Source organism: Nocardia sp. NPDC050710 (genome assembly GCF_040654375.1).
GTDB lineage: Bacteria > Actinomycetota > Actinomycetes > Mycobacteriales > Mycobacteriaceae > Nocardia.
On sequence record NZ_JBFAHV010000014.1, the window covers coordinates 93,591 to 118,692 of the forward strand.

At 67.4% G+C, this 25,102-nt stretch carries 23 protein-coding genes; 13 read left to right on the forward strand and 10 right to left on the reverse strand.

Annotated features, from left to right (window positions below; genetic code table 11):
- Positions 1 to 2: 2 nt before the first annotated feature.
- Both AB0H61_RS23030 and AB0H61_RS23035 read left to right on the forward strand, forming a co-directional pair.
- Positions 3 to 659, forward strand: a complete 657-nt coding sequence (locus tag AB0H61_RS23030; RefSeq protein ID WP_357307729.1) for an enoyl-CoA hydratase-related protein — start codon at positions 3 to 5, stop codon at positions 657 to 659.
- A 74-nt stretch (positions 660 to 733) separates the two neighbouring features.
- Positions 734 to 1,516 (forward strand): crotonase/enoyl-CoA hydratase family protein, encoded by a 783-nt coding sequence (locus AB0H61_RS23035; RefSeq protein ID WP_357307730.1) that lies wholly within the window; start codon positions 734 to 736, stop codon positions 1,514 to 1,516.
- Here the strand turns inward: AB0H61_RS23035 and AB0H61_RS23040 are convergent, their stop codons facing one another.
- Complete coding sequence (locus AB0H61_RS23040) at positions 1,517 to 2,224, reverse strand: dienelactone hydrolase family protein (RefSeq protein ID WP_357307732.1); 708 nt, start codon at positions 2,222 to 2,224, stop codon at positions 1,517 to 1,519.
- Between the two features lie 409 nt (positions 2,225 to 2,633).
- On the opposite strand from AB0H61_RS23040, the gene AB0H61_RS23045 reads away from it, so the two are divergent.
- Together AB0H61_RS23045 and AB0H61_RS23050 are read left to right on the forward strand one after the other, a co-directional pair.
- A complete protein-coding gene (locus tag AB0H61_RS23045) occupies positions 2,634 to 3,122 on the forward strand; it encodes an FBP domain-containing protein (protein ID WP_357307734.1) in 489 nt (162 codons plus the stop codon).
- A 514-nt stretch (positions 3,123 to 3,636) separates the two neighbouring features.
- The gene (locus AB0H61_RS23050; RefSeq protein ID WP_357307736.1) at positions 3,637 to 3,762 is read left to right on the forward strand and encodes a hypothetical protein; all 126 of its coding nucleotides are present in this window, start codon (positions 3,637 to 3,639) and stop codon (positions 3,760 to 3,762) included.
- Positions 3,763 to 3,872: 110 nt separating this feature from the next.
- On the opposite strand, the gene ligD is transcribed toward AB0H61_RS23050, so the two are convergent.
- Positions 3,873 to 4,829, reverse strand: a complete 957-nt coding sequence (gene ligD / locus AB0H61_RS23055; RefSeq protein WP_357307738.1) for a non-homologous end-joining DNA ligase — start codon at positions 4,827 to 4,829, stop codon at positions 3,873 to 3,875.
- A 454-nt stretch (positions 4,830 to 5,283) separates the two neighbouring features.
- Between ligD and AB0H61_RS23060 the strand changes: the two genes are divergently transcribed.
- Together AB0H61_RS23060 and AB0H61_RS23065 are read left to right on the forward strand one after the other, a co-directional pair.
- Entirely contained in the window at positions 5,284 to 7,380 is a 2,097-nt protein-coding gene (locus AB0H61_RS23060; RefSeq protein WP_357307740.1) for a hypothetical protein, read from the forward strand.
- A 157-nt stretch (positions 7,381 to 7,537) separates the two neighbouring features.
- A complete protein-coding gene (locus tag AB0H61_RS23065) occupies positions 7,538 to 8,770 on the forward strand; it encodes a molybdopterin-binding protein (RefSeq protein WP_357307742.1) in 1,233 nt (410 codons plus the stop codon).
- A 75-nt stretch (positions 8,771 to 8,845) separates the two neighbouring features.
- On the opposite strand, the gene AB0H61_RS23070 is transcribed toward AB0H61_RS23065, so the two are convergent.
- Positions 8,846 to 9,772 (reverse strand): alpha/beta hydrolase, encoded by a 927-nt coding sequence (locus AB0H61_RS23070; RefSeq protein ID WP_357307744.1) that lies wholly within the window; start codon positions 9,770 to 9,772, stop codon positions 8,846 to 8,848.
- 232 nt (positions 9,773 to 10,004) lie between these two features.
- On the opposite strand from AB0H61_RS23070, the gene AB0H61_RS23075 reads away from it, so the two are divergent.
- From AB0H61_RS23075 to AB0H61_RS23105, 7 genes are all read left to right on the forward strand, one after another.
- Entirely contained in the window at positions 10,005 to 10,679 is a 675-nt protein-coding gene (locus AB0H61_RS23075) for a GAP family protein (RefSeq protein ID WP_357307746.1), read from the forward strand.
- A gap of 145 nt (positions 10,680 to 10,824) precedes the next feature.
- Positions 10,825 to 11,334 carry a DUF6069 family protein gene (locus AB0H61_RS23080; RefSeq protein ID WP_357307748.1) on the forward strand — a complete coding sequence of 170 codons (510 nt, stop codon included), beginning with the start codon at positions 10,825 to 10,827 and terminating at the stop codon, positions 11,332 to 11,334.
- Positions 11,335 to 11,520: 186 nt separating this feature from the next.
- The gene (gene fadD11 / locus AB0H61_RS23085) at positions 11,521 to 13,347 is read left to right on the forward strand and encodes a fatty acid--CoA ligase FadD11 (RefSeq protein ID WP_357307915.1); all 1,827 of its coding nucleotides are present in this window, start codon (positions 11,521 to 11,523) and stop codon (positions 13,345 to 13,347) included.
- Between the two features lie 136 nt (positions 13,348 to 13,483).
- The gene (locus AB0H61_RS23090) at positions 13,484 to 14,131 is read left to right on the forward strand and encodes a HEAT repeat domain-containing protein (RefSeq protein ID WP_357307751.1); all 648 of its coding nucleotides are present in this window, start codon (positions 13,484 to 13,486) and stop codon (positions 14,129 to 14,131) included.
- Complete coding sequence (locus tag AB0H61_RS23095; RefSeq protein WP_357307753.1) at positions 14,125 to 15,153, forward strand: HEAT repeat domain-containing protein; 1,029 nt, start codon at positions 14,125 to 14,127, stop codon at positions 15,151 to 15,153. Before AB0H61_RS23090 ends, AB0H61_RS23095 begins: the two co-directional genes overlap by 7 nt.
- A gap of 358 nt (positions 15,154 to 15,511) precedes the next feature.
- Positions 15,512 to 16,561 (forward strand): multicopper oxidase domain-containing protein, encoded by a 1,050-nt coding sequence (locus AB0H61_RS23100; RefSeq protein WP_357307755.1) that lies wholly within the window; start codon positions 15,512 to 15,514, stop codon positions 16,559 to 16,561.
- Positions 16,558 to 17,868, forward strand: a complete 1,311-nt coding sequence (locus tag AB0H61_RS23105; RefSeq protein WP_357307757.1) for a ZIP family metal transporter — start codon at positions 16,558 to 16,560, stop codon at positions 17,866 to 17,868. Before AB0H61_RS23100 ends, AB0H61_RS23105 begins: the two co-directional genes overlap by 4 nt.
- Positions 17,869 to 17,885: 17 nt before the next feature.
- On the opposite strand, the gene AB0H61_RS23110 is transcribed toward AB0H61_RS23105, so the two are convergent.
- The 7 genes from AB0H61_RS23110 to AB0H61_RS23140 form a co-directional block, all read right to left on the reverse strand.
- Positions 17,886 to 18,986 (reverse strand): MBL fold metallo-hydrolase, encoded by a 1,101-nt coding sequence (locus tag AB0H61_RS23110; RefSeq protein ID WP_357307759.1) that lies wholly within the window; start codon positions 18,984 to 18,986, stop codon positions 17,886 to 17,888.
- A 154-nt stretch (positions 18,987 to 19,140) separates the two neighbouring features.
- Entirely contained in the window at positions 19,141 to 20,379 is a 1,239-nt protein-coding gene (gene mshC, locus AB0H61_RS23115) for a cysteine--1-D-myo-inosityl 2-amino-2-deoxy-alpha-D-glucopyranoside ligase (RefSeq protein WP_357307761.1), read from the reverse strand.
- Positions 20,380 to 20,674: 295 nt separating this feature from the next.
- Positions 20,675 to 21,643: an aldo/keto reductase gene (locus AB0H61_RS23120; protein WP_357307763.1), complete on the reverse strand. Its 969-nt coding sequence runs from the start codon at positions 21,641 to 21,643 to the stop codon at positions 20,675 to 20,677.
- A 213-nt stretch (positions 21,644 to 21,856) separates the two neighbouring features.
- A complete protein-coding gene (locus AB0H61_RS23125) occupies positions 21,857 to 22,669 on the reverse strand; it encodes an SCO1664 family protein (RefSeq protein ID WP_357307917.1) in 813 nt (270 codons plus the stop codon).
- Between the two features lie 30 nt (positions 22,670 to 22,699).
- Complete coding sequence (locus AB0H61_RS23130; protein ID WP_357307765.1) at positions 22,700 to 23,284, reverse strand: DUF3090 domain-containing protein; 585 nt, start codon at positions 23,282 to 23,284, stop codon at positions 22,700 to 22,702.
- Between the two features lie 83 nt (positions 23,285 to 23,367).
- Entirely contained in the window at positions 23,368 to 24,099 is a 732-nt protein-coding gene (locus AB0H61_RS23135) for a histidine phosphatase family protein (RefSeq protein ID WP_357307767.1), read from the reverse strand.
- A 49-nt stretch (positions 24,100 to 24,148) separates the two neighbouring features.
- On the reverse strand, positions 24,149 to 25,096 hold the full coding sequence (locus AB0H61_RS23140; protein ID WP_357307769.1) for an undecaprenyl-diphosphate phosphatase: 948 nt from the start codon (positions 25,094 to 25,096) through the stop codon (positions 24,149 to 24,151).
- Positions 25,097 to 25,102: the final 6 nt, after the last annotated feature.

Sequence of the window (25,102 nt, forward strand, 5' to 3'; positions counted from 1 at the left end):
GAATGACCAGCCTCAGCTACCACGACAAGATCGCCGTCCTCGATCTGGGCGGCGACGAGAATCGTTTCTCCCCCACCTTTCTCGATGAGGTGAACGCCCACCTCGACACCGTCGTCGCCGACGGCGCACAGGGCCTGGTGACCACCGCGAGCGGCAAGTTCTACTCCAACGGACTGGACCTGGAGTGGCTCACCGCCAACGGCGATCGCGCCCAGTGGTACGTCGGCCGGGTGCACGCCCTGTTCGCGCGCGTGCTCACGCTGCCGGTGCCGACCGCCGCCGCGCTGCCCGGGCACGCATTCGGGGCGGGCGCCATGCTCGCTATCGCCCACGACTACCGGGTGATGCGCGCCGACCGAGGCTACTTCTGCTTCCCCGAGGTCGACATCCACATCCCGTTCACCGACGGTATGGCCGCGCTCATCCAGGCGAAGCTGACCCCGAAGGCGGCGGTCGCCTCGATGACCACCGGCCGCCGCTTCGGTGGAGTCGACGCCGCCGCCCTCGAGATCGTCGATGCCGCCGTCGACGCCGACGCGGTCACCGCCACCGCACTCGAACTGCTCGCCCCGCTCGGCGGCAAGGATCCCGGCACACTCGGCGCCATCAAGAACACCATGTTCGCCCCGGCGGTCGCCGCGCTCACCGCCTCGGAGTAATACCGTCGCAGTCGAACCTGTGGGCGCGCGCCGCCCGATCCAGCGCGCGCCCACATGAACGAGGAGGTATCGCCGTGACCGAGGCCGCCACCCTGGAACGCCGGGGCCATATCGCCGTCATCACCCTGAATCGGCCCGAGGCGATGAACGCGGTGAACTCCGCGCTGTCCCGCGCGGTCGGCGCGGCGTTGGACGAGCTGGCCACCGATCCCGACCTGCGGGTGGGCGTGATCACCGGAGCGGGGCGCGCCTTCTGCGCGGGCGCCGACCTGAAGGAATTGGCCGCGGGGGGCGCCATCCACGACCCGGACCATCCCGAATACGGATTCGCCGGTCTGGTCCAGCATTTCGTCGACAAACCGCTCATCGCGGCCGTGAACGGATTCGCCCTGGGCGGGGGCACCGAGATCGTGCTCGCCTGCGATCTGGCCGTGATGAGCGAGGACGCCGCGCTCGGTCTGCCCGAGGTGAAGCGGGGGCTGTTCGCCGCCGCGGGTGGGCTGCTGCGGCTGCCACGGCAGATCCCGCCCAAGATCGCGCTGGAGATGGCGTTGACCGGCACACCGATCGACGCCGCCGACGCCGCGCACTGGGGATTGGTCAACCGGGTGGTCCCCGCGGCCGCGGTACTCGACACGGCCGTGGAACTGGCCGCGACCATCGCCGCCAACGCCCCGCTGTCGGTGCGCGCCACCAAACGGATCATGCACCGCGTCAACGACTTCGGCTCCGAATGGGACGATCCGATCTGGCGGATGAGCTTCGAGGAAGCCACGCCGGTCCTGCGCAGCAAGGATGCGCTCGAAGGCCCGCGGGCATTCACGGATAAGCGCGCGCCGCGGTGGCGCGGTGAATGATCAGCCCTGGTCCGCGGCGGCGGTCAAGTGGGTGTCGAAGAAGGCGAAGATGCGATGCCAGGCGTCGCGGGTCGACTCCTCGTCGTGCCCCAGGCCCGCCACGCGAAGCAGCCGGTCCCCGGGCAAGACATTGGCGAAGCCGTGCATTACCCCGGGATAGGTTTTGATATCGTGCGCGACACCCTGTGCGGTGAGCGCGGATTCGAGTTTGGCGGGCGCCCCGATCAGTGACGGATCGAGCCCGGCGTAGCTGGCCACGACCGGGCAGGCGCCGTCGAGCAGGCTGCGATAGTCGCCGTACAGGCCCGGATAGAACGGTGCCGCCACATCGAAACCCTTCGGCGCGGACAGCAGCGCGAACCCACCGCCCATGCAGAACCCGATGACCGCGGTGCGGCCGGTGCATTCCGGATCGGCGAGAAGATGGTCACGCGCGCGGAGAATATCGCGCACCGGTGCGCCGTCGCCGGTGAACAGCAGCGCGCGCATGATCGCGCGAATGCAGCGGATCCGCCCGCGCGAGAACAGGTTCGGTGCGATCGTCAGATAGCCGTAGTCGGCCAGCATCTCGACGTGATTGCGAATGTCGACGCCGAACCCCACGCCATCGTGCAGCACCACGACCCCCGGCCACGGCCCGTCACCGGTCGGTCGCGCCAGCACCGCTTGCAGAGCACCGTCCGGCGCGTCGAGCTCAATGGTGTCCATGCCCGACGAATCTATTCTCCTGTCTCAGACGTGTACAGCGTGACGCGGCGAGCATTCGGCGAACTCATTACATCGGGTGTTGACATTGGCGTCGCCAACTGTGATCTGCGAGTTCTGGCATTCGTAGTTGGTCGATTACCGCATCAAGACATACCGCAGGCTCGACGGTGCAGCTGTCGGCAATATGTAAGCGATCGACTCATTCGATGTGATCGCAGGAGATCGTCTCTACTGGCCCATGAGGTTGTGATCGAGCCGGAGCGGGCAGGCAGCAGAACCGCCTCCAGCGCGGTCCTACCCCGAGGCCGTGTGGAGGTTCGACGGGAGACGAAAAAGTCGTTTGTTCGACCCCGCGGCGCGCCGTAACGTCTCTCCGGTTTATCCACCGAATGGAAGGAATCGAACCGTCATGGAACCCGTCACCGAACGCGACATCAGGTCGTCGTTCATCAACTGTTCGAAAGGTGATGCCAAACGCCTGCCCGTGCCCCGGGACCTCGACGCTCGCCCATGGGGCGACCTGGACTTCCTGGGCTGGAGCGATCCGTCGCTGCCCGGTCGCTGCTATCTCGTCGCCCCTCGAGACGACCGTCTCGTCGGCGTCGCGCTGCGCTACGAGACCGGCGGATCGGGCCGAACCCAGATGTGCGCGATCTGCCTCACCAGCCACACCGGCGGCGGCGTCTCGCTGCTCACCGCGCACAAGGCGGGCGAATCCGGGCGACGCGGCAATTCGATCGGCACCTACATGTGCACCGATCTGGCCTGCTCGCTCTACGCGCGCGGCAAGAAGAAACCGGCGCTCGGCAGCCGATACCGCGAGGATCTGACTCTCGAAGAGAAGATCGACCGCGTCGTCGACAATATGAACGCCTTCCTCACCAGGCTGCACGCCTGACCTGACCTGCAGCCCACCGCTGCCCATTCGAACGGAGGTAGATGCCATGCGCCGACACTCGAGGACCCCACCGCGGACGCACCCCGAGTTCCGCGACACCACACCGGAACCCGGGGTGCACCGCACTCCTCACCGGTTGAGGCGGCCCGGTCACCGCCCGGACCGTCCCATCCGATGAGGAATCCGCGAGCGAAAATTGACTGCGCGCCTGGTCGGGCCACACTCGTTCGGCGCGCGGGACGGATCCGAGTGGTTCCTCGCGGCCATCCTTGCGCTCGGCGTCGGCCTGGCCGTGGCGGTCGCTGCGCACAGGTTTCTGCGCCTGATCAAGCCGACCAGCGAGGCGACGGCCGCACCGATCGACATCGGGTGGTCGCCCTGGCTGCAGATAGGTCGGCCCTGTCGAAAGCCGAATGGAGGACAGTTGTCCACTGTATTCCGTTGCTGCACATGGACAAATGCCCAGCGATACTGTCGGGATCGACCGTTTTCGAACGAGTTGAGGAGTCGCACCATGCCGACTGATCCCTACGCAGAGGTCACCGAATACGACCCGCCGCCATCCGACGACGAAGAGCCCGACGACCCCGGAGAGACGAAAGCAGCAGAGGAACTGAAGTCGAAGTTCGGCGACAAGTAACGACAGCCGTCAGCCTTGCTCGAGACCTCGGCCGAAGGGCGACAACCGGCCGCAGGAGGGCTACATCGTCGGCGGCGTCGCTGTCGTGCGCGTCGGCCCCAGCGTTGCAGCTAATCGAATAATTCCCATCCGACTTCCCGTGGTGTCTTGTCCGGGCGCAACCCTCGCCAGGAGGGGTGTCGGAGTCGGCCGTCACCGGTCAATTCGGTGAAGGCAACCTCTCCGACGAGGTCGGGGGCCACCCAGACCACGCTGGTGAGGCCTCCCGGGTTGGTGATCGGTGGTGTATCGCGTTGCAGCGGTGCGAGTTTCGCCTCCAAGTCGGTGAGCATCGCATAGGTGAAGCCGGATCCGACACTGCCGACGTGGACGAGGTCGCCTTTCCGGTCGGGGATCGCCAGAATCAGCGACCCGATGCGCCCGGTGCGGCTGCCGGTTCCCGGGTTCCATCCGACGATCACCGCTTCCTGGAAGCGCAGGTTCTTCACCTTCGTCCAGAGCGGGCTGCGGCGTCCGGGCAGGTAGGGGCTGTCGAGGCGTTTGCAGACGATGCCCTCGAGCCCGAGGCGGCGGGATTGGGTGAGCAGGTCCGTGCCGCTGCCGTTCAGCTGCGGCGAGATCCGCCGATGCGGCCCGTCGAGTCCGATCCGTTCGAGCAGTTCCCGGCGCTGTCGGTAGGGCAGGTCGATCAGTGGCCGGTCACCGATGTGCAGGAGGTCGAAGATGACGTAGGTCGCGGGCGCGGCGGCGGCCAGGGCGCGGATCGCGGCCCGGTTGCGCTGATGCATCCGCGGCTGCAGCGCCCCGAACGACGGGCGCCCGCCGGAGTCGAACACCACGATCTCCCCGTCGACGACGAAGGCGGGGTCGGCGGGAGCGATCGGCGCGATTTCGGGCCACGCGGTGGTGATGTCGTTGCCGTTGCGCGACAGCAGTTGCAACCGGTCGGCGACGTAGCCGACCGCCCGGATGCCGTCGAACTTCACCTCGTAAGCCCACCGATCATCGTCGCTGGGCAAGACGCCGGGCGCCGCCAGCATCGCCGCGTAGCGCGGCAGCTTCGTCATCTCCGCCTCGCCGCCATCGCCGGTCCCTTCACGAACTCGAACACCGCTGGCAAACAGTCAGCATAGTACCGACCGGTCCGAATTGATCGGTCCTGCGAAATCCAGGTCGTGGTGCCGGCTTACCGGGCACCCAGCGCTCCGGATGGTCCAGGTGCCGATCGCGTTCCAGCAGAACACCGTTGGTGATCAGCAGCCGGCGCGATAGCGGGACCGGGCCTGCCGGAACGAGCTGATCGAGCATCTCGTGGATAACCGCGGCGGCGGTCACCGGGCCCGACACGGTCTCGGCGGCCAGTCGTTCGGTTGAAGACCAAGAAGCCGAACGCATCTCGGCGCTTCCCAACGCACCACAATGCCTCGGAAATGGTCACGGCGGCGACAGTGTCAAGCAGGCGAGACAGATATCGATCGAGGGGTCATGGCTCATTACCCTTGGTGGTGATGGAGGGGGGACATGGAGCTGATATCACTGGGCATCGCTGTGGCGGCGACGCTGACATCGCGAAATGGCCAGGGATCGAGCGAGGGTACCCGCGACGCCGTGGAGCGGCTGCGTGAAGTGATCACCAGCCGCTTCGATACGGATCCCGAGACCGGTGCATCGGTCGCGGTGTCGGGTGCGGACCCGACCGGCAAGGGGTGGGGGGTGCTGGCCGAGCGAATCACCACGGAAGCCCGAGCCGACCCGGATTTTGCGGATGAGATCCGTGGACTGGTGGCAGTGATTCGGCGGGACCGAGCGATGAAGGGGTTCCTGGCACAGGCGTTCGACAACGCCCGGCAGGTCAATATCGGCGGCGACAACCTGGGCACCATCTTCGTGCAGCCTGCGGTGATAGACGACGCTTACGGCAGGGCGATTGCGCAGATCGGCTCGGAGAACACTGCGCTGCGACTGGCCGGGTTCTATGCGCTCGAGTCGATAGGGCAAGACAACCAGAGCCGGCGTCAAACCACCGTCGATGTGTTGTGTGCGTATTTGCGAAGACCGTTGGAGGCTGATTCGCACGAACGTGAGGTACGCCAGGATGTCCAGCGCATCCTCACCAAGCATTTGCGTCCCGATACGTTGCCCGCAGGTTCCCGCTCGCTGTTCTGGGCAGGCATGGAAGTGAATCTCACCCGGGCTCAACTGCACAACCTCGACGCCAGTGGTTGTTCGTTCGGATCCGTACTGTTCAGTCAGGCGAGCTTTCACGGGAGAACCACATTCGGCGCGGCGCGCTTCGATGGGAACGCCGAGTTCGGCGGCGCCTGGTTCGAGGGCTACACCACATTCGACGGAACGACTTTCACCGGACATGCCTTCTTTGTCGACACGGTGTTCCAGGACGTCGCCTGGTTCGCGGACGCGGTCTTCAACGCGGAGGCCCACTTTACCCAGGCGGTGTTCCACCGAGCCGCGGGTTTCAACCAGGTCGGGTTTCATTCGTGGGCGTTGTTCGGCTGGTCTTCCTTCGGCGACACCGCGTCCTTCGATCTCGCGCAGTTCGGTGCGATGCCTGCCGTGTTCGCCGCAACATTCCGCGGCCACGCCCTGTTCCGGGAGACAAGGTTCGGGGCCAGCACAACGTTTCTCGGGGCACGATTCATGCACACGGCCTTCTTCGACAAGGCCGTGTTCGCCGGCGACTTCTTTGTCACGAGCGCGCTGTTCGGGCAGTCGTCGATGGGTTCGGTGACATTCGAACACGGTCTGTTCGTCGCCATCCACAACGGCGAGATCGAACCCGGTACCGTGCTGGAGATCGCCGACGGCCGGGTAATAGTCGACTGGCAAGCAGTCGTCCACTGGATCGCCCCCGATTCCGAGGACGATTCGAGGGTGTTTTCCGCGGCTGGTCTGGTATTGGAGGGTCCGGGCGGTGTCAGGATTCCCTTCGTGGCACCCCCTCGGCAGCAGTCGGCGACGGTGAGCGCGTCCACGCCGAACGGCCCGTTCGAGACCGAGTACGACGAGAAAGTCCACTTCGCACGGACCGCGGTGGCCGAGGCCCTGCGGGCGGACGGTCGGCTCAGCCGCTTCCGCCCCGGCAGTTTCCAAGCCGATCAGATATTGGATTATCGGCAGCTGCAGGACTCGGTGTGGACGCACCGCAATGCCGGGGATTTCTTCGATGCGGTGAACGTACTGACGGCACTGATCAGCATCGCGCCGGGCGTGCCGGAGTGGCTGGTGCTCAGGGGAGAGATTCTCGCCGACATCGGCTGTCCGGCGCTCGCGCTGCCGGATCTGGACTCCGCGATCGCCATGGGCTTGTCGGAACCGGCGCGAAGCGTCGCGCTATCGGCCCGCGGCTACGCACGGGGTCTGCTCGGCCGCTATGACGAAGCAATGGCCGATTTCGACATATGCCTGCGGACAAATCCCAGCGACGCATGGACATATTTCCGCCGCGCCCTCCTACTCGCGCATCTCGGCGGCGACCCGGAAAACGACCTGCGCGCGGCGCTGGGCCCGACCAAACCGGCACTGGACCAGCTACAAGCGGCGAAAGCCCGCTCGATGTGTCACACGGACAAGCCCCCACCACCGGCATCGATATCCTGAGTCCAGCCAGCGGCGCAGCACACCGACCGGGCGCACCGTAGCCGCGCATTTCCGGTGAGCGTTCCGTGACAGTCGCGCAATTACGGGGAAAAGCGATCGACATTACCGCGTACGAGGATCTACCCGCTTCGGTGGTCGAGTAGATGGGATGTGGCGGGTGGCGGTAGCGCGGTCGCAGGTCGCGAAGGTCGGTTCTCCGGTAGCCCAGACCTTTCCGCCAATCGGGGTCGAGGCCATCGGTGACGTGGTGGCATCTGCGGTGGCAGCGTTGGACGTCCGGTCGACATTGCTGGGCGACGCGCTGGGCGCGACATTGGCGGATTCGCTGGTCGCGGAGTCGGCGCTGCCGCGCGTGGATACCGCGGCGATGGATGGGTATGCGGTGAGCGGGCCCGGTCCTTCGTGGTTGCTGCGTTCCGAAATCCGATACGCGGGCCACACCGGTGGCCGGGATCTGGATTCCGGTGTCGCGGTGCGTATCGCGACCGGGGCTCCGACGCCGAGGGGTGCGACCGCGGTCGTGCGCGACGAGTTCGTCGTGCGTGCGCGGGCTTCCGGGCGCAGTGCGATCCTCCGCGCGCCGGATGCTCCGCTGAAGGACGACACGCGTCGTCGCGGCGAACACTGGGAACGCGGTGATGTCCTGGTATCCGAAGGAACCCGGGTGTGCGCGGCAGTGGTGTCGGCGGCGGCCAGCGCCGAGACCCCGTGCGGGATGGTCCGCGGCCCGGTGCGCGCCGATGTGTTGATGACCGGTGACGAGATACGGGTGCGCGGGCCGCTCGCTGCCGGGCAGACGCGGGACTCGTTGTCGCCGGTGTTGCCGGAGTTCTTGCGGACGTGCGATATCCGGAGCCAACACGTGTGGCATCTGCGGGACTGCCGGGAACTGCTCGAGTCGTGGTTCTCGGTGTCTCGCGACTCGGAGATGGTGGTCGTCGCCGGAGCGACCGGGCGCGGCGCGGCCGATCATCTGCGGCCGGTACTGGCCGAGATCGGGGCGCGGATCGTATTCGATGGTGTGGCGATGCGTCCGGGTGGATCGCAGATAGTGGCGGTGCTGCCGGATGGCCGGGTACTGCTGGGGCTTCCAGGCAATCCGTTCGCGGCGATCGCGGCGTTGATGGTCACCGGTCCGGCGATCGTGGACGCTCTGACCGCGCGAACGTCACGACCGCGGTGGTGGGGCCGGATCATCGACAGATCGGGTTCGGCGGGCGCAGCGACCCGTGTGCTGCCGGTCCGCCAGATGCCCGGCGGAGTGTGGCAGACGATCGGACCGGTCCAAACGCCGCACCTCGCCGATCTCATCGGTTGTCAGGCGCTGGCGCTGGTCGGTCCCGATGTGGGGCGCGGCGGCCTGGTCGAGTTGCTGCCATTGCCGTGGTGAGGCGGCCGGCGCTGGACAGCCCGTGCGCGTGTGTCGACTTCGCAGACTGGTTCCGCAGCCGACAGCCGAATTGACTTACGGGCGACTATCGTTCGGCACCGGCGCGCCGCCCACCCCCGCTTCCGCGCGGTAGACGACCTCGGCGATATTGTCGGCGAACGTGGCCCACAGCGCGCGGGGCAGGCTGTGACCCATACCGTCGAAAGTCATCAGTTTCGCGTCGGGAACGGCTTCGGCGGTGGCCTGCCCGCCACTGATATCGAACAGACGGTCGGCGGTGCCGTGCAGCACCAGGGTGGGTAGCCGCAGCGACCGCAGACGCGCCGTGCGATCGCCGGAGGCCAGTACCGCCACCGCCTGGCGCATCATGCCGTCCAGGTCGAACCCGCGGTCGTAGACGCGTCCGGCCAGTTCGGCCGCGGCCGCCTCGTCGAAGGTGAAGCCGGGTGACCCCGTCGCACGCATGGACCGGACCGACCAGTCGATATAACCGGGACGGTCCGCGGGCGGCGGCCCCGCGGCCCCGAAGGCGTCCGGATCGGACCGCCCGACGTCCGGATCGCCGGTCGAGGACATGATCGAGGTCAATGACCGGATCCGGCCGGGATATTCGATCGCGATCGTCTGGGCGATCATCCCGCCCATCGAAGCGCCGACCACATGTGCGCTGCCGATGCCGAGCGCGTCGAGCAGACCGACGCTGTCGGCGGCCATATCCGAGAGCGTGTACGAGGCCGAGGACAGGTCACCGGCCATGGCCGCACGGATATCGGGCGGGCACGCGTCGGAGAAGCGCGTGGACCGGCCGGTGTCGCGGCTGTCGAAGCGGATGAGGTGCAGGCCCCGGTCGACGAGTTCGGCGCACAGCCCGTCCGGCCAGTTGATCAACTGCCCGGCCGCGCCCATGATCAGCAACACCGGCGGCCGGGCCGGATCGCCGAGGCGCTCGTAGGCCACCTCGATCCGCGACGGTCCCACCTCGGTCGCCATCTCCTCGGTCATGTCGTCCTCCTCGGTGTTCGGGGGTGGTCGGGTTCGCCGGATGACAAACGGAGTCGCCAGCGGACGCGCTCGGTGCAGCCGGTGCGGGGAAGCACCAGACTAGGGACGCGACCCCCTCGGAACATCGCCCTGCGGGCCGATGTTTTTCCACCCCCGCTTCCCTATCCTGAAATGGGAAGCGGGCGATCGGCCCCACCAGGCCGCAGCCACTCTCGCATAGGGTGGCGAGGTCATGCTGACTCTCCTCCTAGCCCTCGCCGGGTTCGCGTTCCTCGATTCCCTCGATGTCCTGTTGGTCGGAGTCACCACCGCGGTCGTGTACGACAGCCGACTGGCTCGGCGCTCACCGATCCCCGGTGGGCTCAGCTTCCTCAGCGGGGTCTTCGCGGTCACCACCACCTTCGGCCTGTGCACGGTGCTCGGCCTGAACTTCCTCACCGGGCTTGTCGACTTCGAACTCACCCCGACCCTCCGATACTGGGGCGAACTCGGCATCGCGGCCGTCCTTATCGCATTTGCGTGTATACCGATGACCGGGCGCGCGGAACCGCCCGTATGGGCCGTCACCGTGCGCCGCCGCCCCTGGGTGCTCGGATCGGCCGGTGTGGCAATCGGACTCGCGCAGGCGCCGACCGCGGTTCCCTATCTCGCCGCGCTGGCCATGATCTCCGCGCGGCAGCCACCGCTGTGGCCGCTGATCATCGTCGTCTACTGTGCGCTCGCCCTGGTCCCGCCGGTGCTGGTCCTGATCCTCGCCACCCGAAACAGCCCGAACGCCCGCCGCCGCTACCGCGCGGTCGTCCGCACCCTCACCCGCTACGGCCCGCGCTCGGTCCGAATCCTGTTCGCACTGCTCGGTATTGCCCTCGCCGTCGACGCCGTCCGCCACTATCAGCAACTCTGGTGATCCGCGACAGATCAGCGCGCGGGCGGCAGGCTCCCGGCGAGCGACCGCGACGCCGGATTCGGTGATGGTCGAGGTCCGACCCGCGCGTCGGCGTGGCGGGTGCCACGTGAAGTTGCCGGACAATAGCCGGAGTACCGTCGGGCACATGAGCGACTTCTCTGAACAAGCTCGTCGACCCCGTCGCCCCCGGCCGCCGCAGTCCGCGGACCCGAGGTTCCAGCGGCCTCTCCCGCGTATCAACGCGGGACGCTTGTGGGAGGGTGGCATCGGTGCCGCGCTGGTCGTCGCAGTGGTAATCGTGGTCGGGATGCTGTTGGTGCGCGGCGTATTCGGGATTCCGGTGCTCGCGCCCGAGGGTGCGGGCGTCTACGGGAGTGCCGACACCACCGGTTACGCGTTGCTCGGCGCCGGATTCGCGCTGTTGGCTACGGCATTGCTGTATCTGCTGCTGCTGTTCATGCCGAATCCGCTGACCTTCTTCTACTGGATCATGGCACTACTGACCGCGGCCGTGGTGATCCTGCCGTTCACCTTCGACACCGACAATGACACCCGCATCGCGACCGCCGCGATCAACCTGATCGCCGGGCTCTGCCTGATGTGTGTGCTCGGCTCCGTCGGTGCGAGCTCCATCCGCTACCAGCCGCACGCCTAGCCGCCACACCCCCATCGGGTGACGGGATGTCCCGCGCCGCGTCAGTGCCCCCCGAGTGGGGTGACAAAAAGGTGCGGCACGCAACCGACGGGCAATCGGCAAGGGGCGCGACAATCGGGCGAAACCTCTCGCGCCACGCCGAGAGTCCACCTACCGTCGGTGCAAAGTCGTTGTCGGCGAATGGGATTGACGATGAGCGAACCGAACACTTCCTGTGCGGCATTTCAGCAGGTCGCGGCGATCGACCCGGATGCGGTGGCGGTCCGCTCGATCGGCGGCGAGCGGGCGCTGACCTGGCGCGACTACGCGGACGAGGTCCGCGCGGTCGCGGCCGGGCTGCACGCGCTCGGCATCGGGCGCGGCGACACCGTCGCACTGATGATGGGCAACCGGGTCGAGTTCTACCCGCTCGAGGTGGGTGTGCAGCACACCGGGGCGACCTCGTTCTCTGTCTACAACACGCTTTCCGCCGAACAGCTGAACTACGTATTCGACAATGCGGGCAACCGGGTGGTGATCTGCGAGGCGCAGTACGTCGAGCGGATCCTCGGGTGCGGGGTGCCGATCGAGACCATCGTGTGCGTCGACGCGGAGCATGCCGCAACGATCGGAGTCGCCGAACTGAAGGCGCTCGGCCGCGGCGATTTCGACTTCGACGGCACCTGGCAGGCGGTACGGCCCGACGATATCGTCACCCTCTGCTACACCTCCGGGACCACCGGCAATCCCAAGGGCGTCGAGATCTCCCACGCCAACCTGCTTTTCGAGGCCCGCGCGTTCGCGTCGGTGCTTCCGGTCGAATTCGGGGACCGGCAAACCTCCTACCTGCCCACCGCGCATATGGCCGACCGATTCACCGCGCTGTACCTGCAGGAGGTGTACGGCACCCAGATCACCGTGGTGCCCGACCGTGCCCAGCTGCCCGCCGCACTGCTGGACGCCCGGCCCACCATCTGGGGCGCGGTGCCCCGGGTGTGGGAGAAATTCAAGGCGGCCGTGGAGTTCTCGGTCGCCAACGAACCCGATGAAACCACCAGGGCGGCGCTGCACTGGGCGTTGGACGTCGCCCGGCTCAAGGCCGATGCCCGGCTGCGCGACGAGCCACTCGATCCCGCGGTGGCCGCGGAGTGGGAGCGGGCCGATACCGCGGTGCTCTCCGCGCTGCGCGCGAAACTCGGCCTGGACCAGGTGAAATGGGCAATATCGGGCGCGGCGCCGGTGCCGCCGGAAACCCTCGGCTTCTTCTACGGACTCGGCATCCCGATCTCGGAGGTATGGGGTATGTCCGAGCTGACCTGCGTGGCCAGCGTGAGCCCACCGCTCGAGGCCCGCCTCGGCACCGTCGGCAAATTGCTGCCCGGGCTGGAGTACACGATCGCCGCGGACGGCGAATTCCTCGTGCGTGGGCCGCTGGTGATGGGAAGCTACCGCAAGGAACCCGTCAAAACCGCCGACGCGATCGACGCCGACGGCTGGCTGCACACCGGCGACATCATGACGGTGGACGGCGAAGGTTATCTGCGCGTGGTCGACCGCAAGAAAGAACTCATCATCAACTCGGGCGGAAAGAACATGTCCCCGGCCAATATCGAGAATGCGATCAAGGCCGCCGCGCCGCTGGTCGGCTCGATCGCCGCCATCGGCGACAACCGGGCGTTCACCACGGCGCTCATCGTCCTCGACGCGGAATCCGCGGCACCTTTCGCCGCCCAGCATGCACTGCCGGACGCCTCGGCCGCCGCACTCGCCGCCGACCCCGGCGTGATCACGGAGATCGCACGCGGGATCGCCGCGGGTAACGCGAAACTCTCACGCGTCGAACAGATCAAACGCTTCACCATCCTGCCCACCTTCTGGGAACCCGGCGGTGACGAGGTGACCCTCACCATGAAGCTGCGTCGCAAGCCGATCGCCGAGAAATACGCGACCGAGATCGAGCGCATGTACACCCCCGAGCGTCACGCGACGGTGCACGAACCCATCGAGGCGCTGGATACCTCGGTGGCCGGATAGTTCGAGGTCGGCCGGGCCGAGTGCAGCGATGTCCACGGCGTCTCGCCTGTGCACTTGACATTGTCACTGTGTGAAGCCCTTCACTGGCTTGTCGGAGGTGGTCCCCATCAATTCGACACACAGGAATCCACAGGACATGCGACTGCTCGACGCGTTGGCGGCGAGGAACTCGTCGACTCGGCTCGAGGCGGCTCTGACAATCGGCACGCATCCCGAACCCGGTTTCGTCGACGCGCTGGTCGAACGGTGCGCGATCGAGCCGGACTTCTTCGTGCGCGACATGCTCACCTGGGCGCTGACCCGTCTCCCGGCGGAGATCACGGTGCCGAAACTTCGCGCGGAACTCCGTTCCGAGCACGCTCAGGCCCGCAGCCAGGCATTGCACACTCTTTCCAAGATCGGAGACAAGAGTGCGTGGTCGGCGATCACGCGGTTGTTGCTACACGATGCCGACGACGAGGTCGCGCGGAGTGCGTGGCGCGCTGCCGTCGTTCTCGTGCCGGGCGGAGAGAAGGAAGGTCTGGCCGCGGAATTGGCCATCCAACTCGGCCGCGGTGACCGGGAGGTACGGTTGAGCCTGAGCCGCGCACTCGTCGCGCTCGGCGACGTGGTCGAGCCGGTCCTTCGGACGGCGATGGCACATCATGACCCGATGGTGCGGGCGCATGCGCGGGTTACCGAGCAGCTCCTGCGTGACCCGGATGCCGGATTCGACCTCGCCGTCGATGAGGCGAGACGGATTGTCGCGCTCGGTCCGGACCGGGAGGAGACAACTGCGTGCTGATCGGGGAGGTGGCGCGCCGTTCGGGGGTCAGTGCCCGGATGCTCAGGCACTACGACTCCCTCGGGTTGGTGCGACCGACCGGCCGCACCGTGGGCGGCTATCGCGAATACTCCCCGGAAGACATCCGGCGGATCTTCCAGGTGGAGGGGCTGCGGTCCCTGGGACTGTCCCTGAGCCAAATCGGACGCGCTCTCGAGGATGTCGCTTTCACCCCGTCCGCACTGGTCACCAACCTCATCCGAAAGACCGAAGAACGACTGAACCGGGAGCTGGAACTCCTCGAGCGGCTCCGTACGGTCGATGCGGCCGAGCCTTCCGGCTGGCACGACGTTTTGCGCATTATCGAGCTCCTGCACGGACTCGGTTCGCAGAGTGCTGCCCGGCGGCAGCAGACCGTCCTGGCCCCGGCCGAGGACGTGTCGGTGCCTGCGGAGCTGCTGGCCGAGGCGGTCCTCACCGAAACCGATCCGAACGTTGCCGGCGCCCTGCGGTGGGCCCTCGCACGGGCGGGCAGTGACGGTGTGGCGGGCGTGGCATCCGGCATGGGCTCGCACGACGTCGAGGTTCGGCGGCGCGCGGTCCTGGCGCTCGCCGAGCTGCCGGGCGACGAGGCGACCGCGGTGCTCACGGAAGCGCTCGCGGACGCGGACGCGACGGTCCGCAGACATGCTGCTCTGGCACTGGGTGCGCGGGGCCTGACGCGGGCTGTGCCGGCACTGATCGGCACGGTGGTCGAGGGCCCGAACGATGTCGAGGCGGCCGAGATCTTGGGGACGTTGGCGCGAGACACGCAGTGGGCGGACCGGATCATCGGTGCGCTGGTCGATGAGCTCACCGCACACGCGGGGGACTCGGCGGTGCGGATGCGACTGACCCAGGCACTCGCCGAGATGCCGGGAACCATCGCGCTGACCACCCTGCGGCAACTGGCACGAGACGATGATCGGGCCGTGGCCATCATCGCCTCGGCCCTCGTGGAAAGGCTCGAAGAACGGCCGGACGACGAGCCGGGGCAGCCCTAGGGACGCTCGCTCCTCGGCATTTCCGGACGTCCGCCGAAGCCGGGCCGTCGGCGTGTCGGGCGACAGCGCGCTCTCAGGAGTTGCTCGAACCATCCGAATAGATCTCCCGTCTCGGCGATCATCCATACCGGCCGCGTTGCGCGGCACCTCACAGGCCGATCTCGGCTCATGGCCTGCCGCAATCCAGGATCGGGCGCCGTGGGCTGCGCCGCTCGGTCCGGACGAGAACTGGTCCGTGATCGGCCAGACGACCGGTTGGGACGGTTGACCGCATAGTTGTATTCGAGGCCCCATACATCTAACTTAGGGAAGACGAAACTTTCTTGGGAAGGCGCATGTGTTGGAGCGGGACGACCCGATGAGGGGTGCCTCGCGCCGGGGGTTTCTGGCCGGCGGCGGCGCATTGCTCGGCCTCGGTGGAGCGGCGGTAGCGGCACGAGCGGGATTGCCGGAGGCGCGGGCCGAACAGTCCGGTCACGGGGCACACGACAGCGCCGCAGCCGCGCACGGCGGTGGGGCCAGCGGCCCGACGTTCCGCAAGGGCGCCGTCGTCGACCATCACAGCAACGGGTTCAACCCGACCGAGATCCTGCGCGATTTCGACTACGGAACCGTCTCGAAGGACGCCACCGGGCGCACGGTACGCGAATGGGAGATCTTCTCTTCCGACCGGGAATTGGAAGTCGCTCCGGGCGTGCACTTTCCGGCCTGGGTCTTCAACAATAGGGTCCCCGGACCCACCCTGCGCTGCACCGAGGGAGACCTGCTGCGCATCACCTTCACCAACGGCTCCGAACACCCGCACACCATGCATTTCCACGGCATCCACCCGGCGGAGATGGACGGCACACCCGGCCTCGGCGCGGGCCTCATCCAACCCGGGCAGACCAGCGTCTACGAATTCGATGCCAGCCCATTCGGATTGCACCTCTACCACTGCCATGTCGGACCGCTCGCCGAACATCTCGCCCGCGGCATGTACGGCACCTTCATCGTCGATCCGCCGCAGCCGCGCCCGGCCGCCGACGAACTGGTGATGGTGCAGCATGGTTACAACACCACCTTCGACGCCGAAGGCAATCAGCTCTATGCCGTCAACGGCATCCCGTTTCACTACATGCACGAGCCGGTGCGGGTGAAACGCAATCAGCTGGTGCGGATCTACCTGGTGAACGCGCTCGAATACGACCCCATCAACAGCTTCCACATCCACGGCAATTTCTTCGACTACTACCCCACCGGCACCCGTTTGCAACCGACCGAATACACCGACACCATCGTGCAAGGCCAAGGGCAACGCGGCATCTGCGAACTCCGCTTCCCCTACCTGGGTAAGTACATGTTCCATGCGCACAAGTCGGAGTTCGCCGAACTGGGTTGGATGGGCTTCTTCGAGGTGACCGAATGAGTACCGAGTCGTCGAAGACCGCGCCCGCGTGGGTGCCGACCGTCGCGGTGGTGCTGCTGCTCGGGCTGGCACTCGCCGCACTGGCGGTGCTGGGCGGGCGCTCGCTGCCGGAACGGATCGGGCCGCCGGTGGAAGAACTCGCGGTGGAACAGGTCCGGTTCTCCCCCGGCGTCATCGAACTGACCGTCCGCAACTCGGGCCCGGACCCGGTGCAGGTCGCACAGGTCTTCGTCAACGACGCGTTCGTCGACGTGAGCGGTGGTGCGAACCCGATCGATCCACGCGACGGCGAGGTGCTGCGCCTGGACTATCCGTGGCAGGACGGTCAGCCGTACATGGTGTCGATGCTCACCTCGACCGGCCTCGTCATCGAACACGAGATCGCCGCCGCCGTCGAAACCCCCACCGGCGGACGCGATCTGTTCGCGGTCATGACGTTGCTCGGCACCTACGTCGGCATCGTCCCCGTCGTATTCGGCATGCTGCTGCTGCCGGTGCTGCGCCGAGTCGGCAAGAGCGGCATCCGATTCCTGCTCGCGATCACCGTCGGCCTGCTCATCTTCCTGGCCGTCGACGCCGCCTTCGAAGGTTCCGAACTCGGCGACCGCACCGGCGGCGCCTTCGGTGGAATCTCCTTGCTCGCCTTGGGCGCGATACTCGCCTTCCTCGCCCTCACCTTCATCGACCGCTACCTGGCCGGACGTACAGGTGCGGTCGCGCAGCCCGCCGACGATGGCACGGCACGCGAAAACGCGGCCGATGCAACCGCTTCGGCCGGACCGGACCCCGCCCCCGCGGGCCAGAGCATGTCCGCGGACATCACCGACGACCCACGCCGGGGATTGCGGTTGGCGCTCATGATCGCCATCGGCATCGGCCTGCACAACCTGGGTGAGGGTCTTGCCATCGGATCCGCCTACGCGCTGGGTGAACTCGCCCTCGGCGCGGGCCTGGTGATCGGATTCGCGCTGCACAACACGACCGAAGGATTGGCCATCGTCAGCCCCCTGGTCGCCTCGGCGCGTCCTTCCCTCACCCGCCTGATCGGACTCGGCCTGATCGCGGGCGCCCCCGCCATCCTCGGCGCCGTGGTCGGCGCGGGCATCAACAACGCCGAGCTGTCCATCCTGCTGCTCGGGCTCGGCATCGGCGCGATCCTTCAGGTCGTCGTCCAGATCACCCCCGCGCTGCGCGCTGACAACCGTCGCGAATCCGGAACGTTGGCGGCATTGGACACCACCGCCATCGCGGGTATCGCGGCCGGTGTCGCCGCCATGTACCTCACCGGGCTGCTGGTCCTGGCCTGAGCGAGGTCCCGCCGCGGCTAGAGGTGGAAGGTGAGACGATCTGGGCGGATGTAGTCGTCCGGATCGTGCAGGGTGCGCAATTCCGGGCGGTGGCCGGCGGGAATGCGGTCGAGTTCGGTGCGCAGTGGGGGGTCGTAATTGGCGGCCCCCGCGGTGAGGCCGGGGAGCCAATTGTCGTGGTGGGTGGGGACGAACAGGGTGGGGGCTATGGCCTCGATATAGCGGCGCGGGTCGCGCAGGCCGTTGGTGATCTGGTTGTAGCCCTGGATGGCGCCGATGTGGAGGTCGGTCGAGGGAAGGTCGGCGAGGACCTCGTAGACGTGCGGAGCTTTTTCGGTGAGCGGGCCCGCGGAATCGTGCCAGACCATGGTGAAGCCCGGCACCCGTAGTTGATAGAGCAGGACACCACCCTCGGCGTCACCCAGCCGGGGCACATTCTGCAGCACATCGCCGAGCGTCGGTGGATGCCGCACGATGGCGCAGAGTTCCGGCACCGGGAAGAACGGGGACGAAGGATCGGTGCGGTCCGGTGCCACCGGCGCCGAATGCAGGTGCCGGATGGCAGTCACCGCAACCGTGCCGACGGTGAATTCGTGGCGCTCACCGATCGGGGTGTCCACGTCACCGAGCGGAACCGTCGCGAACGTGGGGTCGGACACCTGCGTCTGGATTGCCGCGCAATGTTCGGCGGTCCCGTGCACCACCGCGCCGCAGGCCTGCGCGATCCGCCCCGCGTCTCCGGCGTGATCGAAATGCCCGTGTCCGATGAAAATCGCTTCGGGCCGCAGATCGGCCAGTTCCTGCGCGGTGGCAGGCACATAACCGGAGCTGGTCAGCCGCGGCACCCAGGCGTCGAGCAGCAGAACCGTGCCGCCGATCGCCACCGCGTAGGTGGTGCATCCGACCCACGACAGCACTACCCGGTCCGCGCGCACCGCCCCGGTTTCGGCGTCGACCGCGTCGGCACCGAAGAACCGTTGCCGCGCTCGAACAGTCCGCGCCGAACCGGGCTCGCCGACCGCCTCCAGCCGCCCGGCGGCCAGGAGTACCCCGGCGCCCAGCGCACCGCCCAATACCGAACGCCTACTGATCAACCGGCGCGGATGAATGTTGCACACCCCTGCACCAGATCACGTCCACGGCCCGGGGGCAAGGCCGTCGGCAGCGCCGAACCACCGAGGGAGCTGGCCGAGCACGCTGGTTATCACCGGCCCATGCCAGGTGACCGGGTGGCCGATTCCGGTCGGGGCTCTGGATCCGGCGATCCGAATGTCAGAGACCGATGCCGAGCAGCGCGTCGACGGCGGTGCCGATCAGGCGGGGAGCTTCGGCGTCGGGACCGCCGTAGCCGAGCGCCTGCTGAGCCCAGTTGTCCACGGCGGCAAGGGCCTTCGGGGTATCCAGGTCGTCGGCGAGGTGCTGGCGCAGGCGGGCTACGGTGTCGTCCGCGGCCGGGCCGGTGGTCAGGGCCGCGGCGCGACGCCAGCGGTCGAGACGAGCCACAGCTTCGTCGAGGACCGCGTCGGTCCACATCCGGTCCTGGCGGTAGTGACCGGCCAGCAGGCCGAGCCGGATCGCGGCCGGGTCGGTGCCCGCGCGGCGCAGTGCGGAGACCAGCACCAAGTTGCCCCTGGACTTGGACATCTTCTCGCCGTCCAAGCCGATCAGACCGGCATGCACATAGTGCCGGGCGAAGCGGCGGCCCGCGACCAGCGACTCGGCATGCGCGGCGGAGTATTCGTGATGCGGGTAGATCAGGTCGCTGCCGCCACCCTGAATGTCGAATTCCGGGCCGATGCGATTGAGCGCGATCGCCGCACACTCGATATGCCAGCCCGGGCGACCCGCGCCGAACGGGGCGGGCCAGGACGGCTCGTCGGGGCGGGCCGCACGCCACAGCAGCGCGTCGATGGTGTCGCGTTTGCCGGGACGGTCCGGGTCGCCGCCGCGCTCGGCGAACAGCCGCTCCATGGTGGACCGGTCGTAACCGGATTCGTAGCCGAACTGCTCGTTGGCGTCTGCACGGAAGTAGATGTCGGCGTACTCGGCGTCGTCGACGATGTAGGCCGCGCCCGAGGCGACCAGTTTCCCGACCAGTTCGACGACCTCGTCCACCGATTCGATGGCGCCGATGTAATCGCGCGGCGGGACGATCCGCAGTGCGGCCATATCCTCGCGGAACAGGTTGATCTCGCGGGTGCCCAGATCACGCCAGTCCACCCCGTCGCGGGTGGCTCGCTCGAACAGCGGGTCGTCGACGTCGGTCACGTTCTGCACGTAGTGCACCTCGTGGCCCGCGTCCCGCAGCAGGCGGTTGACCAGGTCGAAGGTCAGGTAGGTGGCCGCGTGCCCGAGGTGGGTCGCGTCATAGGGGGTGATCCCGCAGACGTACATGGTGGCTGTCGGGCCCGGCGTCACCGGCCGCACCTGCCGGTCGGCAGTGTCGTACAACCGCAACGGCGGCCCCGCTCCGGGAACGGTCGGTAAGGCGGTATCGGACCAGGACTGCATGATTCGAGGGTAAAGGTGTGGCGGAGATCATTGCCTGCCGACCCGGTCCAGACGCGGTCCACGGCTCCGCGGCACCGGGTGCGGACCTGCGCAAATGCGACGCTCCCCGAATGTCAATAGTTTGGCTCTCGAGGAACCGATGATCGCGGAGCCGATCCGCGGAGCAGCCGTCGGATTCGGACCACCCGACCGGTACATCCGCGATTCGATGCCCCCAACCTGCCGTAATCCCCACGGGGTCGCAACCCCCTACGGGGTTTTGCACCGCACCGAACCGTTCCGGTGTCGGCCCGGCTCAGCGCCCGTCGACTCGGGTGGCGTCGGCGCCGAAGACGAAGGGGTGGGTTTCGCAGTCGGCGATGAAGTCCGCGGGAAAGCCTCGCTCGAATTCGACGGCGCCCTCCAACCTCCGCACCGCTTCGTTGGGCAGCACGAGTTCGGCGGCGGCCAGGTTCTCGGTGAGCTGATCGGCGGTGCTGACGCCGACGATCGGGAGTACCGCGCGGGAACGATGACGGGTCCAGGCGATCGCGACTTGTGCGGGACGCGCGCCGAGTTCGGCCGCCACCTCCGCGACGGCGGTGGCTGCGGCGCGTTCCCGATCGGTCAGCGTCGCCGGGTCGACCCGCGTGCGTCCGCCCGACAGCTTGCCCGCCGCCATCGGCGCCCACGCGGTGACGCTCATCCCGAAGGACTCGGCCATCGGCAGCAATTCGCGTTCGATATCGCGCTGGAGAAGGTTGTAGGGCACCTGTAGACCCGCGAACGGGGTCCGATCACGCCACTGCGCAAGGGTATTCGCACGCGCCACCACCCACGCGGGAGCGTCGGAAATACCGAGATAAAGGACCTTGCCCGCGCGCACGGCGTCGTCGAGCGCGCGCATGGTCTCCTCGATCGGGGTGTGGCGATCCCACACATGCACCCAGAAGATATCGATGTAGTCGGTGCGCAACCGTCGCAGACTGCGGTCCAGTGACAACGTCAGATTCTTACGATGGTTGCCCGCGGCGTTGACGTCATCGGTGTCGCGCGACAGCGTGTACTTCGTGCCGAGCACGAAACGATCCCGGTGGTCCAGAATTTCGCCGAGCAGGGACTCGCCGTCACCATAGGCCGAGGCCGTGTCGAGCACATTGCCCCCGGCCGCGGCATAAGCGTCGATGATCCGGCGCGATTCCCGCGCGTCGGTGAAGCCCATGGTGCCGAGGATGATTTCGGAGACGCGCAGCCCGGTCGTGCCGAAGAGTCGGTATCGCAGCATGGGGCCAGTCTGGAACATGGCGCGTGGCCGAGGGAGGCCCTGCCGGGGTCACCCTGGAGACCGATCGGGAGCCTGCCAAGAGCTACCTCGGCACCGTGACTGTTCTCCGCCCACTACTGGGCTGAGGTGACGCTGCACGGATGGCCATCGAGTGGAAGCTCAGAGCGATCGTCGGCTAACGCGGGTCGGTGGTCTTCACCGCAGAGCCGACGATCAGAACGCGGGCCAGGGGATCGGACGCGAACTGTGCGGTAGCGGCATCACCCGGTACTCCAGCAGTTCCTCGGTGCGGCCGACGAGCGCGTCGATCTCGGCATCGGTGATGTGTTCCGACAGTGCGTCGGCGACGGGTCCGGGCAGGACCTTCGTGAAAGCCTCGATATCGGCGATCAGCCCGTCATCGACAGGTTGACCCGCCCACCCCCACAGCACGGTGCGCAGTTTGTCCTCACGGTGCAGGCAGATGCCGTGGTCCACTCCGTACACCGCACCGTCGAGACCCTCCAGCGCGTGCCCGCCCTTGCGATCGGCATTGTTGAGCAGCACGTCCAGCACCGCCATCCGCTGGAGTCGGGGGTCATCGGCGTGGATCAGCGACACCTCGTTGCCCGCCGGGTCCAACGCCCGCAGCACCTCTTTGAAGCCGTCGGGCACCGCGCCGGGCGGACACAGGTCCACCAGGTCCAGTCGGTTGCCCTGATCGGTGTGATTGTCGACGGACTCCACCCAGCGCTGCACCATCCCGGGCCCGTATGGTCCGTCGCGCAGGATGGTTTCGGGGATGACACCCCAGCCCAGCGCATCCGAGATCAGATACGAGGCCACTTCGCGGCCCGCGAGGGTGCCGTCCGGGAAATCCCACAGCGGGCGCTCACCACGTACCGGCTTGTACACCACCCGCAACGGTGGTTCGGTGGTGTCGGCGATATCGCAGACGAGGGTGACATTGCTCGCGACGCTGATGCGCCCGATCACCGTCAACTCACCGGTGCGTAACCGCGCTCCATCGGCGGTGCCCGCCCCCAAGTCGCTTCGCTGCTGCCCGCCGGCCACGCATCACTCCTCTAGTTCGGCCGTGCCGAAGATATCGCCGCGCTTGTATCCGTTGGTGCGCACGCACATATGCCCGCGCGCCGAGAGCGGCTCGCCGCACAGCGGGCACGGCGGGCGTCCGGCCGCGATCACCCGGGTCGAGCGCAGCGCGAACTCCCGCGCCTGCACCGGTGTCAGGAACACCCGCACGGCGTCGGGGCCCTCCTCGGTGTCGTCGAGCACCACCGATTCGTCGACCTCGGTTTCGGTGATCGCCAGCAACTCCACCACCACCGCACCCGCGTCGGCATCCCAACCAAGGCCCATGGTGCCGACCCGGAATTCGGCGTCGATCGGCGTCACCAGCGGCGCCGTATCGGTCACATCGTCGGCCTGCGGCGGCACGGGGGCACCGAAGCGGCGCGCGACCTCGTCCAGTAGCAGACCCATCCGGTCGGCGAGCACCTTCACCTGCTGCTTCTCCAGCAGCACGCTCACCACCCGTGGTTCCTGTACGGCCTGGAGGTAAAACGCGCGATCGCCCGGCTCACCGACGGTCCCGGCGACGAAACGATCGGGGGTGCGAAATACATGGATTGCTCGTGCCATCTGCACCTCCTGATACGTGACCCTGATCGACTACCCGCGGCGCGCGGACATCCGACACGCCACCTACTCGTTTACAAGGAATTTCAATGCTCCGCATTCCCATTATCCGCACTCGGGGTACCGCCTAGCTCCCCGCCGGGGACCGGACCGCTCGCGGCGGCGCTCGGGCCGGAGCCCGGACGTTCGGGCGGAGCCAGTGCGCTCAGGTCGGATCCGGTGTCGTTGAGGCGCCACACGTAGGGGGCGGTCGGGGTGTAGCGAATGACACTGATGGATGCGGGTTCCACCACGATGCGCTGGAATCCGTCGAGGTGGATGCCGAGCGCATCGGCGAGCACGGATTTGATCACGTCGCCGTGCGTACACGCCACCCACAGCACGTCACGCCCGTGTTTCTCGGCGAAGGCGCGATCGTGTTCGCGGATCGCGGCGACCGCGCGGGACTGCACCTGCGCCAGTCCCTCCCCACCCGGGAACACCGCGCCGGAGGCGTGCCGCTGCACGACTTTCCACAGCGGTTCGGTCAGCAGATCGGCGATTGCCTTGCCGGTCCAATCGCCGTAGTCGACCTCGATCAGCCGATCGTCGTACTCCGGTTCCAGCCCGAACTTCTCGGCCAGCGGCCCCACCGTTCGCTGACAGCGCAACAGCGGCGAGTGCACGATGTGCTCGATCGGCAGCCCGGCGAGCCGGTCGGCGACCGCGCGGGCCTGCTCGGTGCCGCGCTCGGTCAGGTCGACGCCTGCGCTGCGGCCTGCGAGAGTGCGGGCGGTGTTCGAGGTGGACACGCCGTGCCGCAACAGGATCACCGTCATCGGTACAGCCTAATGGGCGCGGCCGGACCGGGTTCGGCCACAGCGGTACTCACGTCGCCTGCACCACCCCGCCCGCCAGCAGACCCATCAGGGTCAGCCCGAGCAGGATTCGGTATCCGACGAACCAGTCCAGCGAATGCCGCGCGACGAACTTCAGCAGCCACGCCACCGACGCGTACCCGACGACGAATGCCAGCATGGTGGCGACCAGCAGTTGCGGGCCACTGGCATTGAGCCCTTCACCGGCGGGTTCGAAGGCGTCCGGCAGGCTGAACAGACCGGACGCGGTGACCGCCGGAATCGCGAGCAGGAATGAGAACCGCACGGCCGCTTCGCGTTCCAATCCCAGGAACAGGCCCGCGGTGGCGGTGGCGCCGGAACGGGAGACTCCCGGGATCAGCGCGAGACATTGCGCGAAACCCATGATCAGACCGTCACGGGTGGTGAGTTGCTCGATCGACCGGATCTTGCGGCCGTAGTACTCACCGGCGGCGATCACCAGCGCGAAGGCGATCAGCATGAACGACACCAGCCACAGATTGCGGGCGCCGGTGCGGATCTGATCCTTGAACAGAAAGCCGAGTACGCCGATCGGAATGGTAGCGATGATCACGTACCAGCCGATGCGATAGTCGAGTTCGCGTTGCGCGTCCTCGTCGAGCCGGAAGTCGGCCGCGTAGTCCCCGGTGATGACGGGCAGCTTCCTGGTGGGCTGATCGGCGAGCGGGACGGTCTGCGCGGACCGTTCCTTCAGCCGCATGAGCAGGGTCGTGAACCAGGCGCGCACGATCCGCCCGATGTCCTTCGCGAAGTACACCAGCACCGCCGCCTCGGTGCCCAGCTGGGTGACGGCGGTGAAGGACGCGCCCGCGTCGTCACCGAAGAACACCGACGACACGATGCGCAGATGCGCCGAGGAGGAGATCGGGAGGAACTCGGTGAGTCCCTGCACCAGGCCTAGAACCAGCGCCTGTATCCAGGTCATCGACTCGCCCACAAAACC

Coding starts and splice junctions, on each gene's coding strand:
- AB0H61_RS23090 (WP_357307751.1), top strand. CDS start 13,484: ATGCGACTGCTCGACGCGTTGGCGGCGAGGAACTCGTCGACTCGGCTC.
- AB0H61_RS23030 (WP_357307729.1), top strand. CDS start 3: ATGACCAGCCTCAGCTACCACGACAAGATCGCCGTCCTCGATCTGGGC.
- AB0H61_RS23105 (WP_357307757.1), top strand. CDS start 16,558: ATGAGTACCGAGTCGTCGAAGACCGCGCCCGCGTGGGTGCCGACCGTC.
- AB0H61_RS23135 (WP_357307767.1), bottom strand. CDS start 24,099: ATGACGGTGATCCTGTTGCGGCACGGCGTGTCCACCTCGAACACCGCC.
- AB0H61_RS23040 (WP_357307732.1), bottom strand. CDS start 2,224: ATGGACACCATTGAGCTCGACGCGCCGGACGGTGCTCTGCAAGCGGTG.
- AB0H61_RS23070 (WP_357307744.1), bottom strand. CDS start 9,772: ATGACCGAGGAGATGGCGACCGAGGTGGGACCGTCGCGGATCGAGGTG.
- AB0H61_RS23080 (WP_357307748.1), top strand. CDS start 10,825: ATGAGCGACTTCTCTGAACAAGCTCGTCGACCCCGTCGCCCCCGGCCG.
- AB0H61_RS23130 (WP_357307765.1), bottom strand. CDS start 23,284: ATGGCACGAGCAATCCATGTATTTCGCACCCCCGATCGTTTCGTCGCC.
- ligD (WP_357307738.1), bottom strand. CDS start 4,829: ATGACGAAGCTGCCGCGCTACGCGGCGATGCTGGCGGCGCCCGGCGTC.
- mshC (WP_357307761.1), bottom strand. CDS start 20,379: ATGCAGTCCTGGTCCGATACCGCCTTACCGACCGTTCCCGGAGCGGGG.
- AB0H61_RS23045 (WP_357307734.1), top strand. CDS start 2,634: ATGGAACCCGTCACCGAACGCGACATCAGGTCGTCGTTCATCAACTGT.
- AB0H61_RS23120 (WP_357307763.1), bottom strand. CDS start 21,643: ATGCTGCGATACCGACTCTTCGGCACGACCGGGCTGCGCGTCTCCGAA.
- AB0H61_RS23060 (WP_357307740.1), top strand. CDS start 5,284: ATGGAGCTGATATCACTGGGCATCGCTGTGGCGGCGACGCTGACATCG.
- AB0H61_RS23100 (WP_357307755.1), top strand. CDS start 15,512: ATGAGGGGTGCCTCGCGCCGGGGGTTTCTGGCCGGCGGCGGCGCATTG.
- AB0H61_RS23050 (WP_357307736.1), top strand. CDS start 3,637: ATGCCGACTGATCCCTACGCAGAGGTCACCGAATACGACCCGCCGCCA.
- AB0H61_RS23075 (WP_357307746.1), top strand. CDS start 10,005: ATGCTGACTCTCCTCCTAGCCCTCGCCGGGTTCGCGTTCCTCGATTCC.